13 protein-coding genes are annotated in these 19,888 nt (G+C 51.6%); 10 read left to right on the plus strand and 3 right to left on the minus strand.

The features are described 5' to 3' along the window. Window positions 1-198 precede the first annotated feature (198 nt). Together AC3ZPD_RS02030 and AC3ZPD_RS02035 are read left to right on the plus strand one after the other, a co-directional pair. Window positions 199-1,305: a glycosyltransferase gene (locus tag AC3ZPD_RS02030; protein ID WP_490982590.1), complete on the plus strand. Its 1,107-nt coding sequence runs from the start codon at window positions 199-201 to the stop codon at window positions 1,303-1,305. Between the two features lie 288 nt (window positions 1,306-1,593). After that, on the plus strand, window positions 1,594-3,000 hold the full coding sequence (locus AC3ZPD_RS02035) for a collagen-like triple helix repeat-containing protein (protein WP_490982591.1): 1,407 nt from the start codon (window positions 1,594-1,596) through the stop codon (window positions 2,998-3,000). A gap of 107 nt (window positions 3,001-3,107) precedes the next feature. Here AC3ZPD_RS02035 and AC3ZPD_RS02040 read toward each other — a convergent pair whose 3' ends face one another. Then, window positions 3,108-3,971 carry a helix-turn-helix domain-containing protein gene (locus tag AC3ZPD_RS02040; RefSeq protein ID WP_490982592.1) on the minus strand — a complete coding sequence of 288 codons (864 nt, stop codon included), beginning with the start codon at window positions 3,969-3,971 and terminating at the stop codon, window positions 3,108-3,110. Window positions 3,972-4,240: 269 nt separating this feature from the next. Between AC3ZPD_RS02040 and AC3ZPD_RS02045 the strand changes: the two genes are divergently transcribed. The 6 genes from AC3ZPD_RS02045 (at window position 4,241) to AC3ZPD_RS02070 (ending at window position 14,280) form a co-directional block, all read left to right on the plus strand. Further along, window positions 4,241-6,646, plus strand: a complete 2,406-nt coding sequence (locus tag AC3ZPD_RS02045; RefSeq protein WP_490982593.1) for a glycoside hydrolase family 95 protein — start codon at window positions 4,241-4,243, stop codon at window positions 6,644-6,646. Window positions 6,647-6,803: 157 nt separating this feature from the next. Beyond that, on the plus strand, window positions 6,804-9,200 hold the full coding sequence (locus AC3ZPD_RS02050; protein ID WP_490982594.1) for a helix-turn-helix domain-containing protein: 2,397 nt from the start codon (window positions 6,804-6,806) through the stop codon (window positions 9,198-9,200). Window positions 9,201-9,421: 221 nt separating this feature from the next. After that, complete coding sequence (locus AC3ZPD_RS02055; RefSeq protein ID WP_490982595.1) at window positions 9,422-10,327, plus strand: ABC transporter permease; 906 nt, start codon at window positions 9,422-9,424, stop codon at window positions 10,325-10,327. Between the two features lie 16 nt (window positions 10,328-10,343). Beyond that, a complete protein-coding gene (locus AC3ZPD_RS02060) occupies window positions 10,344-11,273 on the plus strand; it encodes a carbohydrate ABC transporter permease (protein WP_490982596.1) in 930 nt (309 codons plus the stop codon). Between the two features lie 34 nt (window positions 11,274-11,307). Further along, the gene (locus AC3ZPD_RS02065; RefSeq protein WP_490982597.1) at window positions 11,308-12,963 is read left to right on the plus strand and encodes an ABC transporter substrate-binding protein; all 1,656 of its coding nucleotides are present in this window, start codon (window positions 11,308-11,310) and stop codon (window positions 12,961-12,963) included. A gap of 114 nt (window positions 12,964-13,077) precedes the next feature. Beyond that, the gene (locus AC3ZPD_RS02070) at window positions 13,078-14,280 is read left to right on the plus strand and encodes an SGNH/GDSL hydrolase family protein (protein WP_490982598.1); all 1,203 of its coding nucleotides are present in this window, start codon (window positions 13,078-13,080) and stop codon (window positions 14,278-14,280) included. A gap of 93 nt (window positions 14,281-14,373) precedes the next feature. Here AC3ZPD_RS02070 and AC3ZPD_RS02075 read toward each other — a convergent pair whose 3' ends face one another. Together AC3ZPD_RS02075 and AC3ZPD_RS02080 are read right to left on the minus strand one after the other, a co-directional pair. Continuing rightward, window positions 14,374-15,267 carry a carbohydrate ABC transporter permease gene (locus AC3ZPD_RS02075; protein ID WP_490982599.1) on the minus strand — a complete coding sequence of 298 codons (894 nt, stop codon included), beginning with the start codon at window positions 15,265-15,267 and terminating at the stop codon, window positions 14,374-14,376. Between the two features lie 24 nt (window positions 15,268-15,291). Continuing rightward, the gene (locus tag AC3ZPD_RS02080) at window positions 15,292-16,272 is read right to left on the minus strand and encodes an ABC transporter permease (protein ID WP_490982600.1); all 981 of its coding nucleotides are present in this window, start codon (window positions 16,270-16,272) and stop codon (window positions 15,292-15,294) included. A 173-nt stretch (window positions 16,273-16,445) separates the two neighbouring features. On the opposite strand from AC3ZPD_RS02080, the gene AC3ZPD_RS02085 reads away from it, so the two are divergent. Both AC3ZPD_RS02085 and AC3ZPD_RS02090 read left to right on the plus strand, forming a co-directional pair. Then, on the plus strand, window positions 16,446-18,035 hold the full coding sequence (locus AC3ZPD_RS02085) for a response regulator (protein ID WP_490982601.1): 1,590 nt from the start codon (window positions 16,446-16,448) through the stop codon (window positions 18,033-18,035). Further along, window positions 18,013-19,842 carry a cache domain-containing sensor histidine kinase gene (locus AC3ZPD_RS02090; protein ID WP_490982602.1) on the plus strand — a complete coding sequence of 610 codons (1,830 nt, stop codon included), beginning with the start codon at window positions 18,013-18,015 and terminating at the stop codon, window positions 19,840-19,842. The genes AC3ZPD_RS02085 and AC3ZPD_RS02090 overlap by 23 nt, the downstream gene beginning before the upstream one ends. Window positions 19,843-19,888: the final 46 nt, after the last annotated feature.

The following is a 19,888-nucleotide window of genomic DNA, read 5'->3' on the forward strand; positions in this document are numbered from 1 at the left end:
CCAGCGCGCATGAGCTCATCCGAAGAGGATGGGCTCTTTTTTTATATCCGCGAATCACGACTCTATTAGGTCGGGGTCATCAGGCCATAGAAGGAACTGAGGGGCCAGGAAAATGGATTATTACAGTACAGAGGGGATTCTATAACGGGCACACGGGATATCTTTTCCTGGAATATAAGTAAGGTGAGGTGATAAAGTGTGATCCAAATCAGTTTATGCATGCTTGTTAAAAATGAAGAGGACACCATCGGCCGGTGCCTAACCTCCGTGCAAGATTTGGTAGAGGAAATTAATATCGTGGATACCGGTTCTACCGATCTGACCAAAGAAATCGCAAGCCGGTTCACGGATCGGATTTACGATTTTGAATGGATCCAGGACTTTGCTGCAGCACGGAATTATGCGTTTAGTAAAGCGACAAAACCTTACATTTTATGGCTGGATGCGGATGATGTATTAAAGGAGCCCGACCGCGTGAAATTTGCCCAGCTAAAAAAAACGCTGGACCCTTCCGTGGATTCCGTGACGATGAAATACGATCTTGCCTTCGATGAATTCGGGAACGTTATTTCAAGCTTGCGCCGCAACCGCTTGGTCAAAAGATCCAAAGGTTTTAAATGGATCGGTCCCGTACACGAGTATTTGGAGGTCTGGGGACATATTCTTAACAGTGAAGTATCCGTCACGCACGGCAGTCTTCATCATGACCGAGACCGGAACCTGAACATTTACGAAAAGCGGGAACGGACAGGGGAAGATTTTTCTCCTAGGGATTTATATTATTTTGCCAATGAGCTTCTTGATCATGGGAAATACGAGAAAGCCATTTCGTATTATAACCGCTTTTTGGCTACCGGACTTGGTTGGGTGGAAGACAATATTGCGGCCTGCGGGAAGCTTGCGGACGGTTACACTCATTTGGGTCAAAAGCAGATGGCGCTTGAGTCGGCGCTTCGCACGTTTCAATACAGCAGCCCGCGGTCCGAAACCTGCTGCAGACTCGGTTATTATTTTCTGAATGAAAGAGATTACCGCTCCGCCGTATTTTGGTATGAACTCGCAATTCAACTAAAACCGCCTCCAGAACACCTGGGGCTTACCCACATGGTCTACTCAACCTGGCTTCCTCACCTGCAGCTTTGTGTATGTTATGACCATCTGGGAGAACACCGGCTGGCTTACAGTCATAACGAGCAAGCTCTTAAGTACAGGCCTGCCGACGAAAGAATGCTGCATAATAAAATATATTTTGAATCGGTACTTGGTATTTCCAGCGAGGCGGAGCAGAAAGAAGGGGAGGGATAGGCATAAATGGCGCGGTATAGGAAAAAGGAGATTGTGCCGTGTCATTGCCCGTATAGAGACTGTGTCCCAGACGGCCTATGGCTATGTTTTTTTTGTTAACCCCTGAAAATAGGCGGCTGCACTCTTCAATCATCCAATCTCTTTGCGCGTTTTTTGAATATATTAATTACTAAAAAGTAAAAGGGAGATGGGGGGAATATTTAGCTCGATGCTAAAGGGCAACAATAAAGGAATTATAGCTCCAGCGTTGCGGTCATGTATAGAAATTAGGCGAAAGGAGTAGAAACATTGACATTTTACAGTTCTGGCCCCATAGATAACGCGATTGACGCTTCAACCGGATTAAGACCAACCCAGCAGGTTGCGCTGCGTTTTACAAACCGGAGTCAGACTAACTCGGCTACGGCAGGAGTAACCGGTTATATACTGGGTGCAATAAGAACCGCATATGTTCTGGAATATTTTCCGATTCAGGCAAATCAGGCGATTGTCCGAACTTATCCTGCCGACGTAGATGCTTTTGAATTTGATTTTAACATCACTGGAACCTCTCCGGAAGAAGTTGAAATTTCCATGTGGGGGAAAAACGCCAACAATCAGCTGGTAAGCGTGCATCGGCTGGTGACCTCTGAATTAGCCGGGGCTGGATCCGGTGGAGCAACGGGACCAACCGGACCTACCGGCGCAACAGGGGCAACGGGACCTACCGGCGCAACAGGGGCAACGGGACCAACTGGGGTTACGGGAGCAACGGGACCTACCGGGGTTAGGGGAGCGATGGGACCAACTGGAGTTACGGGAGCAACCGGAGCAACAGGATCAACCGGAGCAACGGGCTCGACGGGGCCAACAGGAGCTCCCGGTCCGGGAGGAGGGGCGACCGGAGATACTGGACCTACAGGGCCGACAGGTCCAACCGGCCCGACGGGAGCAACGGGAGCCACCGGGGATATCGGTCCTACGGGAGCTACCGGCCCGACGGGTGCCGTTGAACCCAATCCATTTAATGTCTATGTGCAAGCTGGCGCTATGGGCGGAAACGGAAGTCAAGCAAGTCCTTTCGGAACGATTCAGCAGGGCGTAACCGCTGTGGCGCCAACGGGGAAGGTGCATATTTTGGGAGGAAGCTACCCGCTGACGGCACAAATCACCATCAACAAAGCAGGAGTCACTCTGCAGGGTTATCCAAACACCCAGGTGATCCTGCAGGCAGCGGTGATTCCTTTCCTTGTGACGGGCAGCGGCATTACGATTGACGGATTAACGATTACCAGCAATCTTCCTTATGCTGTTGAGTTCATTCAGTTAGCTGGGGCTAATCACGTATTGTCCAATAATACGATTTTTGGTCCGCCACAAGCCGGACCTTCAACAGGCTGGGTAGTTAACCGGGGATTTTTGACCCAAGGCAATGTAACCAACCTGCTTGTGAAGGAAAACATTTTTTACAGCTTGAGACAACCAGCTTATTTGAACCCTAACTCCGCAGGCAATATCATAAACAATGTCGTGTATAACACCCGAGGTTTCGTTGTAGATAGAGCTATATTCGTTTTCTCGGGCAATTCCTGGGGCATTCCGGAAAACGCGTCGGATATCGCCTTGCTCGTCGGGACGCCAATTGGAGCGCCCTATGATCCGGTTACGGAACTGGAGGCTAACAACAGCAGCGCCACGGTCGACGATCAAAGGTAAATAAAAGCAATGGAAAAGTCTAAAACACGCTAATAAGACCGGTAATTGAGCGGCCAGAGTGCTGCATTTCGGTCAATCAAGATTCTCAAATGAAGAGGGTCTTTTTTTTATGGCCGGGGCTGCGGATTTTTTCGAAATTGGGTAGGGGTCAGGCCGTAGAAGGAACTGAAGTGTCTGGAGAAAGGGTGGATCGAGCCGTATCCCAGCTTTTCCGCAATCAGGGTCACGCTCATTTCGCTTTCAAGCAGCAGGTTGGCCGCCTTCTTCATGAGCAGGTTATGCTGGTAAACCTTTGGCGTCAGCCCGGTTTCCCGGAGAAAAAGTTCATGGAAGTAGGTACGCTTTAAGCCGCAGCTTCTGGACCACTCAGCGATCGAATCCCGGCGCTCCGGGTGAGCCTGCAGCTGCTCCAGAAACCGGACAATCCGGTAATCGCTCGGCTGCCGGGTTTGCAGGACGTTAAACCAGGACAAAAGCCACCCGTAAAAATAGCTGTTTACCGCCTCCTGCCGGTACAATTCCAGCTCATCGAAAGCCCGCGCCACCTGAAGGAAGCCGTCATACAGATGCGGGTAGGCGCGAAGCGAATAAACCTGCGGCAGAATCGCAAGCTCTCCACATTCCTCTTCCGCCGCTTTATCTTCCAAAAGGAAAGGCAGGGGCGCATAAATAATGGTCCGGCTATAGGGAGCCTTTGCGGGACGTTCCCACAAGTCGCAATACAGATTATAAGAGGCTAAGGGACGTTCGGGGGAAATGTGAAAAGCATGCGGCTGGCCCGGACGGAGAAAGATGAGCGTGCCCCGTTCAATCGGATAAAGGATTCCGTCGATCTCCATTTCGCCCGGACCCTCCGTAAATAAATGAAAGGCGTATACGCCGCATATCCTGAGTTTTTCATTGCTGCTGCCGTCGTAAATATATTTCATCGAATCCCCAACATACGGCCGGATTTCGGCTAAACGTTTCATGTTTCTCTGCGCCTCCCATCATATTTGAATAAATCCAAATTACCGGATAATTCGTCAAATCAATGAATGATCCAGCAAAGACATGATCTGCTTCCAATGATACGATATTTGCGGATGAAACGGAAAGAGGAAGAAAAATTAAGCGGATCATTCGGCAACTCCATTCACCATTGAATCCGCTTTCTTTTTAGGCTGAAGGAGCAAGCGGGTTGGCTGGCGGAGCGCGGTTGATCCATAAACCTTACTATGGGCAGAAAGAGGGATATCCGATGTCTACAAACAAACTTTGGTACGATACGCCGGCTAGCGGCTGGGGACAGGGACTGCCGGCCGGCAACGGAAGAATCGGAGCGGTAGTGATTGCGGAGGCTCTAAAGGAAATCTGGTGCATGACGGAAGTGACCTATTGGTCCGGACAGCCGGAATATATCCGGGGGGCCGCCGGCGGGAAAGCCGCCTTGGATGAGATGAGAAGCCGTTTTTTTGCCGGGGATTTTGCCGGCGGCGACCGGCTGGCGAAACGTTACCTGCAGCCCGCCAAACAAAACTTTGGGACGAATCTGAGCTTGTGCGACGTTGTTATCGAGTTCCGAGCGTCCGGTTCGGATGGGCAGCGGGGGGGAAGCGGCGGGGAGCCGTCGATCTACCGGGAGCTGGATCTTGACGAGGCAATCATCCGGACGGAAGTGCGAGGTCTTGAAGGGGAAGCCGCAGCTTCGCCGTCGCTGACGAGGGAGCTTTTTGCGACGCACGCGGAGGGACTGGTCATCGGAAGGGTGCGGAGCGCGTCGCCTGGAGGCGTTCATTTTTCGTTGAGGCTCGAAGGCCGTACCGATGAGTTCCGGTCTGAATGTGCCAGGCAGGATGCCGAGGACGCCGGTTTGCTTGTTTTTCGTGGGAGGGCTGTTGAATCCGTACATAGCGATGGAAGCTGCGGGGTGCGGAGCGAAGGGGCCGTGAAGGTGACAGTTACCGGAGGGTCGGTGCGCCAATCGGGCGGAACCCTTGAGGTCAGCGGCGCGGACGAGGCGATCCTGTATTTTGCGGTGAATACGGATTATAAGCAGAAGGATCAAGCCTGTAAGACCCGAAGCTTGGAACAAATCGAAAGGGCGGCAGCCAAAGGATACGAGCGACTAAAGCAGGAGCATGCGGCCGATTACGCCCCTCTTTTTGAACGCGTGAAGCTGGATTTGGGAGAAACAGCCGCCGCCTGGCTGCCGCTGGATCAAAGAATCAGGCGTTTCAAAAACGGGGAGCTGGAAGACCCGGCGCTTGTTGCGTTATTTTTTCAATACGGGCGTTATTTGACGATTGCCGGAGCCAGGGAGGATTCCCCCCTGCCGCTGAACCTGCAGGGCATCTGGAACGATGGGGAAGCTAACCGGATGGCCTGGAGCTGCGATTACCATCTCGACATTAACACCCAAATGAATTATTATCCTACGGAGATCGCGAATCTCGGCGAAAGCCATGTGCCGCTTATGAATTATGTGGAGGACCTGTCCAAAGCCGGGCGGTCGACGGCCCGGGATTTATACGGCGCGGACGGCTGGGTGGCCCATGTCTTCTCCAATGCCTGGGGATTCACGGTGCCCGGCTGGGAGACCGGCTGGGGACTGAACGTAACGGGCGGATTGTGGATCGCTACGCATCTTATGGAGCATTATGATTACACGCTGGACAAACGGTTCCTGGAAGATCAGGCATATCCGGTGTTGAAGGAGGCGGCGGCTTTTTTCTTCGATTATATGACCGAACATCCGAAGTATGGCTGGCTCGTTACGGGGCCGTCGAATTCGCCGGAGAACAGCTTTTATCCCGCCACACCGGAGGAAGGCGGGCAGCAGCTTTCCATGGGGCCGACGATGGACATGGTGCTGGTGAGGGATTTGCTGGAGTTTTGCCTGCGGTCCGCCCGCCATTTAGGCAAGGATGAAACGCTGCAGGAGCAGTGGACAGCGGCGCTCTCCAAGCTGCCTCCTCTCCAGGTCGGCAAACAGGGCCAACTCCAGGAATGGCTCGAGGATTATGAGGAAGCCCAGCCGGAGCACCGGCATTTGGCCCATATGTTTGCCTTGTATCCAAGCAACCAGGTTGATGCCCGGCGTACGCCGGAATTTGCGGAGGCGGCCAGGGTTACGCTCGAGAAACGGATGGGACAAAGCGATCTGGAGGACGTAGAGTTTACGGCGGCTTTGTTTGCGGTTTATTTCGCGAGGCTGCAGGACGGAAGCCGGGCTTTGAAGCACATCTCTCACCTGATCGGCGAACTGTGCCTGGATAACCTGTTAACGTTTTCAAAAGCAGGAATTGCAGGGGCGGAAACGAATATTTTTGTAATAGACGGGAATTATGGCGGAACCGCAGCTATCGCTGAAATGCTGCTTCACAGCCGTCCAGGCGAAATCGAACTGCTGCCGGCGCTGCCGCAGGATTGGCAAGAGGGCCGGATCAGCGGTTTAAGGGCGAAAGGCGGATACGAGGTCGGCCTCGAGTGGCAGGGGGGAGAACTTCATAGCGTCTCTATCCGTTCTTTGATTGCAGACGGCTCGTTAGAGATTCGGTACCGGGAGAAGCAGGTCCGGCTGGAATTGCCGAAAGGAGAAGCCGTCCGGCTGGATGGTGAGCTTGGGGAAATTCCAGCCGCGGGGGGCGTTCAAATCCTTCATTGACGGCGACTGGGTGATCGCTCGCTGCTCAGGACGCGCCCTCACCGTAAATAGGGCAGAAGACAACCGCAGGCTTTCAGGCCGGGTTGTTTTTCCTGCCTTTCGGAGGCGGCTGCGGTTCCGGTCCAATTCGATCTTTTTACTCAAGGGGGAAAGGCTTTTGCGTTTGCCATCGATTGAGAAACTGCACAATTCGGGAAAGCTGCTCCAAAATTCGAAACGGATGCTGCAAAACACGCAGCGGGTGCTGAATCAATCCAAAATGTTCCGGCGTTTTCTTGTTTCCTATTTGATCATCCTGGTGATTCCTAGCTTTGCCGGTTATCTCTCGTATCGAACCTCTATTTCGGTTACGGAATCGTTATCCATCGAGAACAGCCTGACGGAACTGAACAAAAGCAAGGAAATTCTGGAGAGGCGGATGGCGGAGGTGGAGGGTTTTACCCGGCAGCTTGCGCTGAATCAGGACTTGAACGTGCTGATGAACGAGAAACCGGCCGCAGGCGGCGCCGTAAACGTCTTTGGCATTTGGGAATTGATGAAACAGGTGACCCCGTTCAGCCAAACGAACGATTTTTTGCAAAATTACTTTATCTACCTGAACAATTACAACGTGATTTTGGCGAAGGGCTCCACCTACAAGCCGGAATCCTACTTCCAAACCAATCATTATGAAAATATGTCCTTGAGCGGCTGGAAAAATAAAGTGCTGCATGAAACCCACCGCAGCGAAGTTTCGCCGCTAGACACCATGGTCACTGAAGATAAACGGTATGCAGCCGTTTCTTATATGCAGTCCCTTCCGCTGGACAGCTTCAGTGGGGCTTCGCCGGCCGTAGTCGTGGTTACGATCGACGAAAAAAACATCCGAAATCTGCTTTCGGGCTGGATAGAGAGGTATGGAGGCTGGACCTCCATCACGGACGAGAAAGGCCAGCCTATCAGTCTGCAGGGCATCAGCGCGGATAAAATGAAAGCGGTATCATCTGAGCTGGCTCCGGAAAACGGGCAGGTGAGCCGGTTCCTCGACGACGATCTCGTCATCACCATTCATTCGAAAAAAACCGGATGGGTCTACCGGGCGGGGATTCCCAAACAAGTATTGATGGAAAATGCCATCCGGATCAAACATATTACCTGGTTGTTTACGGGAGCGGCTTTGCTGATCGGACTGCTGGCCGGTTTTATCCTGTCCTACCGGAACAGCGCGCCGCTGAACCGGCTGCTTGCCATGATTAAGGAGCAGGTGCAGAAGGACGAACCGGCAAGCCGGAGACGGAATGAGTTTGATTTTCTGCACGGCAACATTTCGCAGATGATTTCAGCGAACAAACAGCTGGAGACGGAGGTAGCCCGACAATTTCCCATGGTAAGGGACGGCTTCCTCAAACGGCTGATCAACGGGGAATTCGAGACCAGGCCGGAAATACTGGCCGCGGCCGCCCAATCCAACACGGAGCTGGAATCCCACTGCGGTTATGTGGGGGTTTTACGGGTAAACGGTTATCCGGACCTGGACAGCGTAGATATTCTGAATGAATTGTACGCCGCACGTCTGCTCGTCAAGCAAATGCTCAGCGGCCGCCAGCCGTCGATGTACGTGACGGACTTGGGCTCGGACCGGATGGTCCTGATCTGCCTGGGCGGGATGAATAACGAAAAGGAAGAGGACCCTGAAGAACTGCGCACCAAGCTTGAAGAAACGCTGTGCGGAGTGCTGGGCATGGCTTATGCCGAATATAAAATCAAGCTGACCGCCGCCTTTGGCGATTATTTTTCCTCGATTCAGGATATCGGCCAGTCGTTTGAACAGGCGAAACAGACGGCCGAATACGCGGCGGCGGAAGAGGATAAAGATATTGCCTGGTTCAGCGACTCCAGGCAGGGAAACGGCAGTTATTATTATCCCCTGGACGTCGAGCAGCGTTTGATCAGCACGGTTCGTGCGGGGGATTTGGAAGAGGCGGAGAAAATTCTCGGCACCATAATAGCTCTGAACAAAGAAAACCGCTGCCTGCTTACGGACATGAAAGTCCAGTTCATCAACGAGCTTAAAGGAACTTTGATCAAGCTGCTGGACCAGAAAGTGTTCCTGGAGTCGGAGCATTATGCGGAGCTTTATCAGAAAACGATGAACATTCATCCCGGCAGCGAATGGGAAACCGCCCAGCAGGAATTCGGCGAAATTTTGTCCGCTCTATGTGTATTGGTGACCAGCAAACAAAGCGACAGCCAAATCCAAACCGTGGAGAAGATCAAACAATTTATTGCGGAAAATTATTCGGACGGGGACCTGAACTTGTACCGGATCGCGGAGCAGGCGGAACGCCCGGAAAAGTATATTTCGCAGTTATTTAAAGAGATAACGGGGGTCAACTTATCCGATTATTTGGAACAGATACGAATGGAAGAGGCGGTTAAGCTGCTTCGGGAAAAGCCTTATACCGTGGATGAAATTTCCGAAATGGTGGGTTATAACAGCTCCCATTCCTTCCGAAGAGCCTTCAAAAGAGTGATGGGCGTTTCGCCAAGCGCTTACAGGCAGCTCGCGCGGTAGCGCGGGCTTGTTTGGTTTATCGGACAATCTTGCGGAGGCAGGGCGGGACCGGTTATCGCGGGAAATGTACGCCGCAGAAGCGATTGGCCCCATTCATACAGGGAGAACGGTACCTAAAAAACGGAATTGTACCTACCCGACAACAGCCCGGCGGACCTACAATGAACCCTGTAGAAAGCGCTATCATTTCAGCGTAGACCTAACTCGAAGGGGGGATTTATTTGAATGTCGCACGCAAAAGTTTTGCCAAGCATTGGCAGCTGTATTTGATTCTGATTCCGCCCATTCTGTTCTTCATCATCTTCAAATACTACCCGATGGCAAACGCTGTGCTTGCTTTCAAAGACTACAATGTAACAAAGGGAATTTGGGGCAGCCCGTGGATCGGATTTAAAAATTTCCGGCTGTTCTTCGAAAATCCGATCTTCTGGACGCTGGTGAAAAACACCTTATTAATCAGCCTCTATCAGCTGCTCGTCGGATTTCCGATCCCGATCCTGCTGGCGCTTGCCCTTAATGAAGTAAGGCACGCCAAGTTCAAGAAGCTGGTGCAGATGGTCACCTTTGCGCCGTATTTCATCTCAACAGTGGTTATGGTTTCCATGATCATGTTGTTTTTGGCTCCGCGGCTGGGGTTCGTGAATCTGGCGCTGAATGCGCTGGGTCTGGATTCCATCAATTTTCTCGGGGAGCCGGGAATGTTCCGTTCCATCTATGTATGGTCGGACCTCTGGCAATCCGCAGGTTATGCTTCCGTAGTCTATTTGGCGGCGCTGGCGGGAATTGATCCGGTGCTGTACGAAGCGGCCAAGGTGGATGGGGCCTCCAGGCTCCAGAAAATCATCCATGTGGATTTGCCGGGCATTTTGCCTACGATTACGATTTTGCTCATTTTGAACGTAGGGAACATCATGGCGCTTGGCTTCGAGAAAATTTATTTGCTTCAGAACCCGCTTAACACCTCTAATTCGGAAATCATCGCGACTTATGTTTATAAAATGGGGCTGCTGAATGCAAATTACAGCTTTGCTACTGCGGTTGGTTTGTTCAACTCGGTGATCAATCTTGTGCTTCTGGTGTTCGTGAACTCGTTAGCCAAACGGATTTCGAACAACAGCATCTGGTAGAAGGGAGGGACTGGCATTGGCCTCACAACTTACGGCTTCAACCGCAGCGGCCGCCTCCAATTCGTACCGTATCAAAAATTCCGCTGGCGACCGCGTGCTGATGGCAATTATATATACGGCGCTCAGTCTCGTCCTGATCGCCGTGCTGTACCCGCTGATTTATATCCTGAGCAGTTCGATCAGCAGCCCGGATGCGGTGTCTTCCGGCAAGGTCTGGCTTTGGCCGGTGGATATATCCTTCGAAGGCTACCAAACTTTGTTTTCAACGCCGCTGATTCTGACGGGCTACGCCAACTCCCTGTTTTATACGGCTGTCGGCACTTTGATCAGCGTTACCCTGACGATCATGATCGCTTATCCGCTTTCCAGAAAAACGTTGTACGGGCGCAGTGTCGTTATGGTGCTCGTCACCTTTACGATGCTGTTCGGCGGAGGTCTCATTCCTACTTATCTGGTGGTTAAAGAGCTCGGCATGATCGATACCCGGTGGGCTTTATTGATTCCGAACGCCATCTGGGTCTGGCAGGTTATCATTGCCCGTTCTTTCTTTCAGTCCTCCATCCCCGATGAACTGCTGGAAGCCAGCGAGCTTGACGGCTGCAGCGATCTCCGTTTTATCTGGAGTGTTGTGCTTCCGCTGTCCAAGCCGATCATTGCGGTACTTGTGCTCATGTACGCGGTTGGCCAGTGGAACGCCTATTTTGATGCGCTGATTTATTTGAAATCGGATAATCTGTTTCCACTCCAACTCATCCTGCGGAGCATCATCATCCTGAATAACGGCGCCGGGGCCATGGATGCGGCAGAGATGGTGCAGAAGCAGCACTTGTCCGACCTGCTGAAATATTCCCTGATTGTCGTGGCAACCCTTCCGGTGCTTTGCATTTATCCTTTTGTTCAGAAGCATTTTGTGCAGGGCATGCTCGTGGGATCCGTTAAAGGTTAAACCAAGAAATTGAACAAAAAAGGAGAGGTCGGATTTGAGAAAAAGAATCTTGAGTTTGTTCAGCTTGATGGTGACGTGCTGCTTGCTGCTTGCTGCTTGCGGCGGCGGAAATAACAGCGCGTCTTCCAATTCCGGAAAGGCTTCCTCGGGCAGCGCCGACAGCGGAAAGCCGGTAGACGTCAGCGTGTTTGCGCAGCAGGAATCCGGCGTGGATCTTAAAACGAATACGTTCAGCAAATTTTTGGAGAAGCAGTTCAACGTCAAGTTTGACTGGCAGGTCATTCCTACCGACGGCGCGAAGGAGAAACGCCAGATCTCCCTGGCGAGCGGAGACTACCCGGACGCTTATTTTCTGACCGAATACATCGACCAGTTTACGCCTGCCGATTTGCTGAAATACGGGAAACAAGGCGTGCTTGTTCCGCTCAATGACCTGATCGACCAATACGCTCCGCATATCAAGGCTGCTATGGAATCGAATCCTTCGCTGCGCAGCTATATCACCGCGCCGGACGGCAACATCTACGGGCTGGTAGCCTATGCCGAGTGTTTTCACTGCTCTTATCCGAACAAAATGTGGATCAATACCAAATGGCTAGATAAGCTGAACCTGCAGATGCCGAAGACGACCGAAGATTTCAAAAAAGTTTTGGAAGCGTTTAAAACGCAGGACCCGAACGGCAACGGCAAAGCCGACGAAGTGCCTTTGAGCGGATCTACGGAAACGTTTGGCGTTCACGTCGTTCCGTTCCTGATGAACGGTTTTATCTACGACGATGACAATAACTATTTGCAGCTTAAGGACGGCAAAGTCGATTCGGTGGCCAATAAGCCTGAATGGAAGGAAGGGCTTGAATATATCAAATCCCTTTATAATGAAGGATTGATCGATCCGGGTGCCTTTACGCAAAATGCCGATGCTTTCCGCAAAATCGGCGACAACGCCAGCGCGGAAATTTTGGGAGCCGGCGCCGGGATGCATCCGGCGATCTTTGTCAACACAAACACCAAAGACTACAACCCGGTTCCGCCTCTGACCGGTCCTCATGCTTCCTATGCTACGCATAATGACGGCGGGATCGTTCCTGGAGCCAAGTTCGTCATTACCAACAAAGCCAGCAAGGAAGCGCAGATCGCACTCATTAAAATCGCGGATTACATGTATACGCCGGAAGGCCAGACGATCTCCAACTCCGGACAGGAGGGAGAAGGCTGGAGAAAACCGAAGGAAGGCGAGCAGGCGCTTGGAGACGGCGTAACGCCTCAGTTTGCTTCCATCAGCTACCCTTCGGGCCAAGGTCCTACCAACTACGGTTGGGGCGGCATGTCACACATGTATATGCCTAAGAGCTACCGCGACAGCTTTGTAGCCGACCAGGACATCTATTCGCCGGACGGATACGAACGCAGACTGTATGAAGCGACGCTGCTGTACCAGGGCAAGGAGCCGAAAGATCTGTTCCCGTTCTGGTCGATCTGGGTGGATCCAACCGAAACGGATGAACTGAGCATGCTGCAAACGAATATCAAGAACTATATCGATCAAAATACGCTCCAATTCATTACCGGCAGCAAAGATTTGAATAAAGACTGGGACAGCTATGTGAGCGGCCTGGATAAACTCCAGCTGGGACGTTATCTTGAGATTCTGCAGAAAGCCTACGATTCCAGCAAATCTGCTACAAATTAAAGAACTGCCGACAGGCAGATTCGAATAAGGTACGGCCCCCTTTGTCTCGCATGGCGGCAGAGGGGGTTTTAAGTTTACAGGAAGAACAGGATGGCTTTTTAAGGAGTGGTGAATATGGAATTGGATTCAAAAGGCATTCAAATGCGCTGCGGGCTGCCGCATACGAATAGGAAATTTCGCAGGCGGGAACCGCTCCGGGTCGTCTTTCTGGGCGGTTCGATTACGGAGGGAGCGGGAGCCTCAAACGGTGACGAGACCAGCTGGAGGGCGCTGACAGCCCGTTATTTGGCTGAAAGGTACGGCGAAAACCTGGTCGCAAGCATCAATGCCGGAGTAGGGGGAACGAATTCGGCTTTCGGGGCTCACCGGCTGCAGGAGCACGTCCTCCGTTTTGGGCCTGTTGATTTGCTCTTCGTGGAATTCAGCGTCAACGACGGCAATGATGGATTATCGAGGGAAGAATCCATACGCGGCATCGAGGGCATCGTGCGGCAGATGCGGCGTCTGTCCCCGCAGACGGATATCTGCTTTGTTTATACGGCGGCGGAGAAAAATTTGACCGGCACCCTGCCGTTTTACATTGCCGTACAGGAGGAGGTGGCCGAGCATTACCGGCTTCCAAGCGTCAATTTCGCGAGAAGAATTTATGACCGGCTTCAAGCCGGGGAAACGGAATGGACGGACCTGGCGCCGGATACGTATCATCCCAATGATGATGGTCATGCCCTTTATGCCCGTTATATGCGCGAGTATTTGGAGGTTGCTTTATCCGGAAGCCCTTCCTTTCCGGAAGCGAACGTTTCAGCCCAACCCCTGCCAGAACCGCTTGAAACCTCCAATTATGAATTTGCCGGAATGAAATTTGCTGAATCGATAGGGGAACAAACAGCCTCCGGTCTGGAAGGCAGTACGGAAGCTCCGGACTCAGTGCCGATCCAGCTCATTAGCCAAACAGGCTTTTGCCGGACAACTCTTGATGCGAATGCTCCCGTCATGAACTGGAGATACGATTCGAGCCATCTGGATACGAGCCTGCCGGGTGCGGAGCTTGCTTTCCAAACCTGGGGACAAAGCGCAGGCGCAACGCTGCTTTGCGGCCCGGATTCGGGCAGCTTCGAATATTCGGTTAACGGAGCGGAGTTTAAGCGAGTAAATCCGTTTGACGAGTGGTGTCCTCTTGCCTACCGGCCCGTGACCATCCTGTTTCCGCTGCAGCCGGAGCGGGGTCCCATCAGCGTCCTTTTGCGGAATACCGGACAGCGGAATGAACGAAGCAAAGGCAACGGCCTGAAAATCCTCGGACTGCTGTCAAACTGAGGTTAAAGTTGTCCGCTCGCTTCTCCGTGTTCTCATTAAAAAAACCTTCCGCACGCCAGGGTGCGGAAGGTTTTCTTGGCTTCATTTTTTCCGTTAACTTTTGATAGCGCCCATCATCATGCCTTTTACGAAATACTTCTGCACAAACGGATAGACCAGAATAATCGGAATCGTGGCGACCATCGTTGTGGCCATGCGGATGCTTTCCGTGGAGACCGGGATTTGTTTCGAGCTTTGCGCGAGCTGCTGGGCGTCGGACATCATGCCGGCGGTTTGATATTGATTCAGGATTTTGACCAGCACGGCCTGCAGCGTCTTCAGGCTTGGCTTGTAGGTATATACGTAAGAATCGTACCAGGCATTCCAGTGGCCGATGGCCAGGAACAGACCGATCGTGGCGAGAACCGGCACGCAAAGCGGCATCACGATGCGGAAAAAAATCTGCAGGTCGTTGGCCCCGTCTATTTTGGAGGATTCTTCGATTTCGCCCGGAATCTGTTCAATAAAGGTGCGGACCAGAATCATTAGGAACACGCCGATCAGTCCCGGGAATATAAATACCCAAAACGAATCGATCAGCCCGACGGATTTGATGACCATGTAGCTCGGGATCAGCCCTCCGCCGAAGTACATCGTGAATACAAAAAAGAAAGAGAAGTATTTCCAGCCGACCAAGTAACGTTTGCTGAGCGCATAGGCCAGCATGGAGATGCAGAAGAGCGATAGAAGGGTTCCGACGACGGTGCGAAGCACGGTCACTTCCAGGGCGCTCCAAATCTCGGGATTCCGAAAAATCGTCCGGTAGCTTTCAAAGGTAAGCGATCTCGGCCAGAAGTAAAGATTCCCTTTTAGGGTATCCGTCGCATCGTTCAGGGAGATGACGAGAATGTTCCAGAACGGGTAGAAGGTGATGATAAAAATGCCTGTCAGGAAAAGATAAAGCGCGGCGTCAAAGAGACGTTCGGCGATCGTTTTGCTGCTGTTCATAATAAGCCCCTCCGGTCAAAAATTTTAGAATAGGGATTGTCCGTTCACCCTTTTGGCAATGGAGTTCACGATGACCACGATGATGAAAGCGACGACGGAACTGAACATGCCCACTGCGGACGCATAGGAGAACATGCCGTTCTGGATCCCGTAGCGGAAGGAATAGGTCGACAAGACGTCCGAATAATCCTTGGTTAAGTCGTTGCCGAGCAGGAAGTGCTGGTCAAAACCCGCGTTCAGGATGCCGCCGAGTGCGAGGATCAGAAGAATGACGATGGTCGGCTTCAAATGCGGCAGCGTAATGTAGCGGATTTGCTTAAACCGGTTGGCTCCGTCCACCTTGGCGGCTTCGTAGAGCTCCGGATTGATCGAAGAAATGGCGGCCAGGTACATAATCGAGCTGTAGCCCATATCCTTCCAGGTATTGCCCAAAGCGACGATCCACCAGAAATAAGGGCCGTGCTGCAGAAACAAGATGCTGTCCTTCGTCAGATGGAGGAATTTCAGCAGGCCGTTGATCGCTCCGTCGGAAGACAGCAGGGTAACGATGATGTTTGCCGCAATAACCCAGGAGATGAAATAAGGCAAATAGGAAGCGGTCTGGACGGTTTTTTTGAAGGCGACGTTTTTGATTTCATTGATCGCAATGGCGATCAGAATCGGCATCGGGAACGAAAAAAGCAGGGTAATCAGCGTTGAAGCCAGCGTATTCCGCATGATCAGGAGAAAATCGCCGTTGCTGAAGAAATAATCGAACCATTTGAACCCTACGAATTCGCTGTGGAACAAGGTTTGCCAAAAAGCGCCAAGCGTCGGCTGATAGTTGACGAAAGACATGTACAATCCGACCATAGGCGTATAGGCAAAAATGAGCGCCCACACGATGGCGGGCAGCATCATCAGGAACAAATATTTTTGCTGCTTGAATCGGGTCCATATTTTCCGCTTAGGGACTGCAAGAGTAGGAAGCGGCGGATTTTCCTGCACGTTTGTAAAGGTTTTCATTTTGCTGCACCTCGCAAGTTCAAGTTAGTAAAATTATAGAGCCGTCAAAAAACCAGTGTCGATATGACATTCTAACGAATGATGCCTGAAAATAACTTTCATGCTAAAGTCTCATTAAAGCTCTATAATGTAAGCGCTATAATATTGAGAAGCCAGTGAGGAGGGAAACAGCGATGTACAGCATTTTTCTGGTTGATGACGAAACGCTTGAGCTTGAAATGATGCGGGATTATATACGATGGGAAGAGATGGGCATCTATGTCGCTGGAACGGCGGTGAACGGCAAAGACGCCATGGAGAAAATCGAAGTTATCCAGCCGGATATCGTGCTGACAGACGTGCAGATGCCGATTCTGAACGGGATTGATCTGGCGAGGCAGGTGAGCGAACGTTTTGAGTGGATGCAGCTCGTGTTTTTGACCGGGCATGACGAATTCACCTACGTGAAATCGGCGCTGAACGTAGGGGCCGTAGGCTACCTGCTTAAGCCGCTGGACCTGACCGAAATCGTGACGATTATGGAAAAGGTGAAGCAGAAATGCGAGGAAGTGAGACTTAAGAACCGCTCTATCCAGGCCGCGAAAGCGAACATTTTAAAGGAGCTGCTCCAAGAGCGCAGTCCGGAACGAGTGCGGAATCTGACGGAGAGCTATTGCAAGCTGGCCCGCAGACAGGAGACGCCTTCCTACAGCCTGATGCTTTGTGATGTCCATCCCGCTTCGGAGCCTGCCGAAGATCAAGGGAAATCCCTGGAGGAAGCGCTGGCGGCGTTTGTACCTTTGGCGGAAAGGCTGCTTGCGGAACATCATATGGAGGGAATCGTCGTGCCTGTGCGGGAAGGTGAAGCCGGCATTTTTATGGAGCGAAAGGCGGACCCTCAATCCGCATCCGTGTCCATATCCGGCACTGGCGCATCTTTTGTTTATAACCTGGCGGAGCAATGGTCATCCCGTTTGCGGGAACAATTGACTCTCCCGGTTACCCTTGCGGCCAACGAAGAAGTGGAGCCCCTGGAGAACTTGGCTTCCTTGTACGAACACAGCAAACGGATCCTTAACGATCAATTTTATGCGGGAGAGGGCAAGGTGCTTCGCCGCCAGAACCCTTGCGCCAATCTGCACGAGGAACTGATCCCTCCTTTTCCGGAGCGAAGATGGCTGGAAGCGGTGAATCAGCTGGATGACGAAACGTCGGAGCAGCTCATCCATGAATATACGGATATCCTGATCCGGCTGCATGCCGGACGCAAAACGGTTTGCGATTGGGCGCTGCATCTGATGGGGCGGGTGGAGGAGGAAATTCTTCATCAGCCCGCGAAGGGATACGAGCGCAGCGAGCTGTATTATTCGGTTTACAACGCCCGGACCATCCACCAGATCGAAGCCCGGGTTTTAAAGGCAGTGCGGCAAACGATGGAGCGGCTTGGCGAACGGTTTACGGATAAAAACGAAAAGCTGGTGCACCAGGTCTGCATGCTAATCGACCAGACGTACCATGAACCGATCACGATCAACAGCCTGTCTGAACAGGTTTATTTGTCGCCCAATTACCTGAGGTCTATTTTTAAAGAGAAAAAAGGGATTACCATCCATGATTATTTGACGAAAATCCGGCTGGACAAAGCCAAACAGCTGCTGGCGGACGGTTCTTTAAAGGTTCAGGACATCGCGCAAAAGGTCGGTTATGAAAGCACTTCGTATTTTATTTCCTTATTCCTAAAGAACCAGGGAGTTACGCCGAATGAATACCGAAAGAGTTTATAAACCAAAGCCAAAGCCGGTGCAAGGGCATCCCGGGGCAATGAAACGGAGATTTCCGCTCCTCGGCAAAGGAGCCTTCGCGAACCTGCGCCTGAGGAACAAATTTTTCTTTATTTTTCTGGTCGTGCTTATTATCCCATTCTCCGTGCTCGTTTTCTACTCTTATACTTCAACGAGGGATACGATCACCCAGCAGGCATATACGAGCATCAGCAGCACGCTGGATCAGATCGATGCGAACGTGGAGGACCGGCTGGATTATTATAAGCAGCTGTCGACCAGCATTTACATGGACGCGCAGCTGCGGAATTATTTGTCCACCCAATACGAGCAGGCCTATTATTACCTGGACGCTTTTGATTATATTAACCGGCTGCTGCCGTCCATCATGATCCTGAATTCCAATTTGCAGGGGATCACCATCTATACGAATAACAAAACCCTTTATACCGACGAACAATTCGTCAAATATATGGAAGAGCTGCCGGATCCGCTGCAAACCCGGGCTTTGGATGCCGCGGGAAATACGGTGTATACCCATTCGGCCGATTATAAAGCGGCGGATGCGCACATCACGCTGGCCAGGTCCTTAAGTTATTTCAGCCTGAAGCATCCCTACGGCGTTCTGACCCTGGATATCAAAAGCAGCGAGCTTTATTCGCTGATCGAGAAAGAAAACAATCAAAAAAGCGTTTATATCATAGACGAAAACGGTCAGGTCATCAGCACGGGAGATCGCAGCCTGACCACGGATCAGCTGTTTGACGTTTATCCGATCGAGTCCCAGCTCAAGGACGGGGAGGGGAAATTCGACGCCGTCATGGGCGGGGAAAAGCATTTTTTTACTTACAAATCGCTCAGCAACGGCTGGAAAATCGTCATCACAACGCCTTACAATGAGCTGCTGTCGAACACGAACAAGGCTACTGCGCATATCGTCTGGATTTCGGCCATCGCCATCGCCGCCGCAACGCTTTTGATTTTTATTACGAGCAAGGTGATCACCAAACGGATCGAAATTTTGCTGTCGCAAATCCGCAAGGTGGAACGGGGCGATTTCCGGCTTTCCATCAAACCGATGGGCCATGATGAAATCGGGCAGCTGTCTTTTGCGTTTAATAAAATGGCCGCACAAATCCAGTCCTTGATCCATGACGTATACGAGAAAGAGCTGTCGATGAAAGAGTCGGAGCTGAATACGCTGCAGGCCCAAATCAATCCTCATTTTCTCTATAACACTTTGTCTTCCATCTCTTCTTTGGCGGTCAAGGAAGGGGCCATGCCGGTATACGAGATGGTCAATTATTTGGCCAAGTATTACCGGGTATCCCTGAATAAAGGCAAACGGATTATTTTAATCGAGCAGGAAATCAATCTCGTCAAAAACTACGTGGCGATCCAGGCCATCCGTTTTCCGGATAAACTCCATATGCATTATGAACTGGATGAAACGCTGTTCGGCAGGTCGACCATCAAGCTGATTCTTCAGCCTTTTATCGAAAACTGCATCAATCATGCCATCTGGGACGAAAGCGGCATTAATATCGTCGTTAAGCTGCAGCAGGAAGGAACGGATATTTTGCTGAAGGTGATCGACGACGGCATCGGCATGACGGCGGAGCAGCTGGAGCAGGCGTTGAGCAAAACGGACAATTTATCCGGCTACGGCATCCGAAATGTGGATGAACGCATCAAGCTGACGTACGGTGAAAAGTACGGAGTTCACATGTTCAGCAGACTCGGGATCGGCACCTCCGTGACCATCCGGCTCCCTCTTGATCCAAACGTAAACGGCAAGGCTTTGCGATGAAAGACGTTTTCCATCATGGATTGTAACATTGCGTTATAGATTAATG

The organism is Paenibacillus mobilis (assembly GCF_058267595.1).

Excerpts from the sequence above, each read along its gene's own strand:
- AC3ZPD_RS02040 (WP_490982592.1), bottom strand. The coding sequence starts at position 3,971 with ATGAAACGTTTAGCCGAAATCCGGCCGTATGTTGGGGATTCGATGAAA.
- AC3ZPD_RS02045 (WP_490982593.1), top strand. The coding sequence starts at position 4,241 with ATGTCTACAAACAAACTTTGGTACGATACGCCGGCTAGCGGCTGGGGA.
- AC3ZPD_RS02070 (WP_490982598.1), top strand. The coding sequence starts at position 13,078 with ATGGAATTGGATTCAAAAGGCATTCAAATGCGCTGCGGGCTGCCGCAT.
- AC3ZPD_RS02075 (WP_490982599.1), bottom strand. The coding sequence starts at position 15,267 with ATGAACAGCAGCAAAACGATCGCCGAACGTCTCTTTGACGCCGCGCTT.
- AC3ZPD_RS02080 (WP_490982600.1), bottom strand. The coding sequence starts at position 16,272 with ATGAAAACCTTTACAAACGTGCAGGAAAATCCGCCGCTTCCTACTCTT.
- AC3ZPD_RS02085 (WP_490982601.1), top strand. The coding sequence starts at position 16,446 with ATGTACAGCATTTTTCTGGTTGATGACGAAACGCTTGAGCTTGAAATG.
- AC3ZPD_RS02090 (WP_490982602.1), top strand. The coding sequence starts at position 18,013 with ATGAATACCGAAAGAGTTTATAAACCAAAGCCAAAGCCGGTGCAAGGG.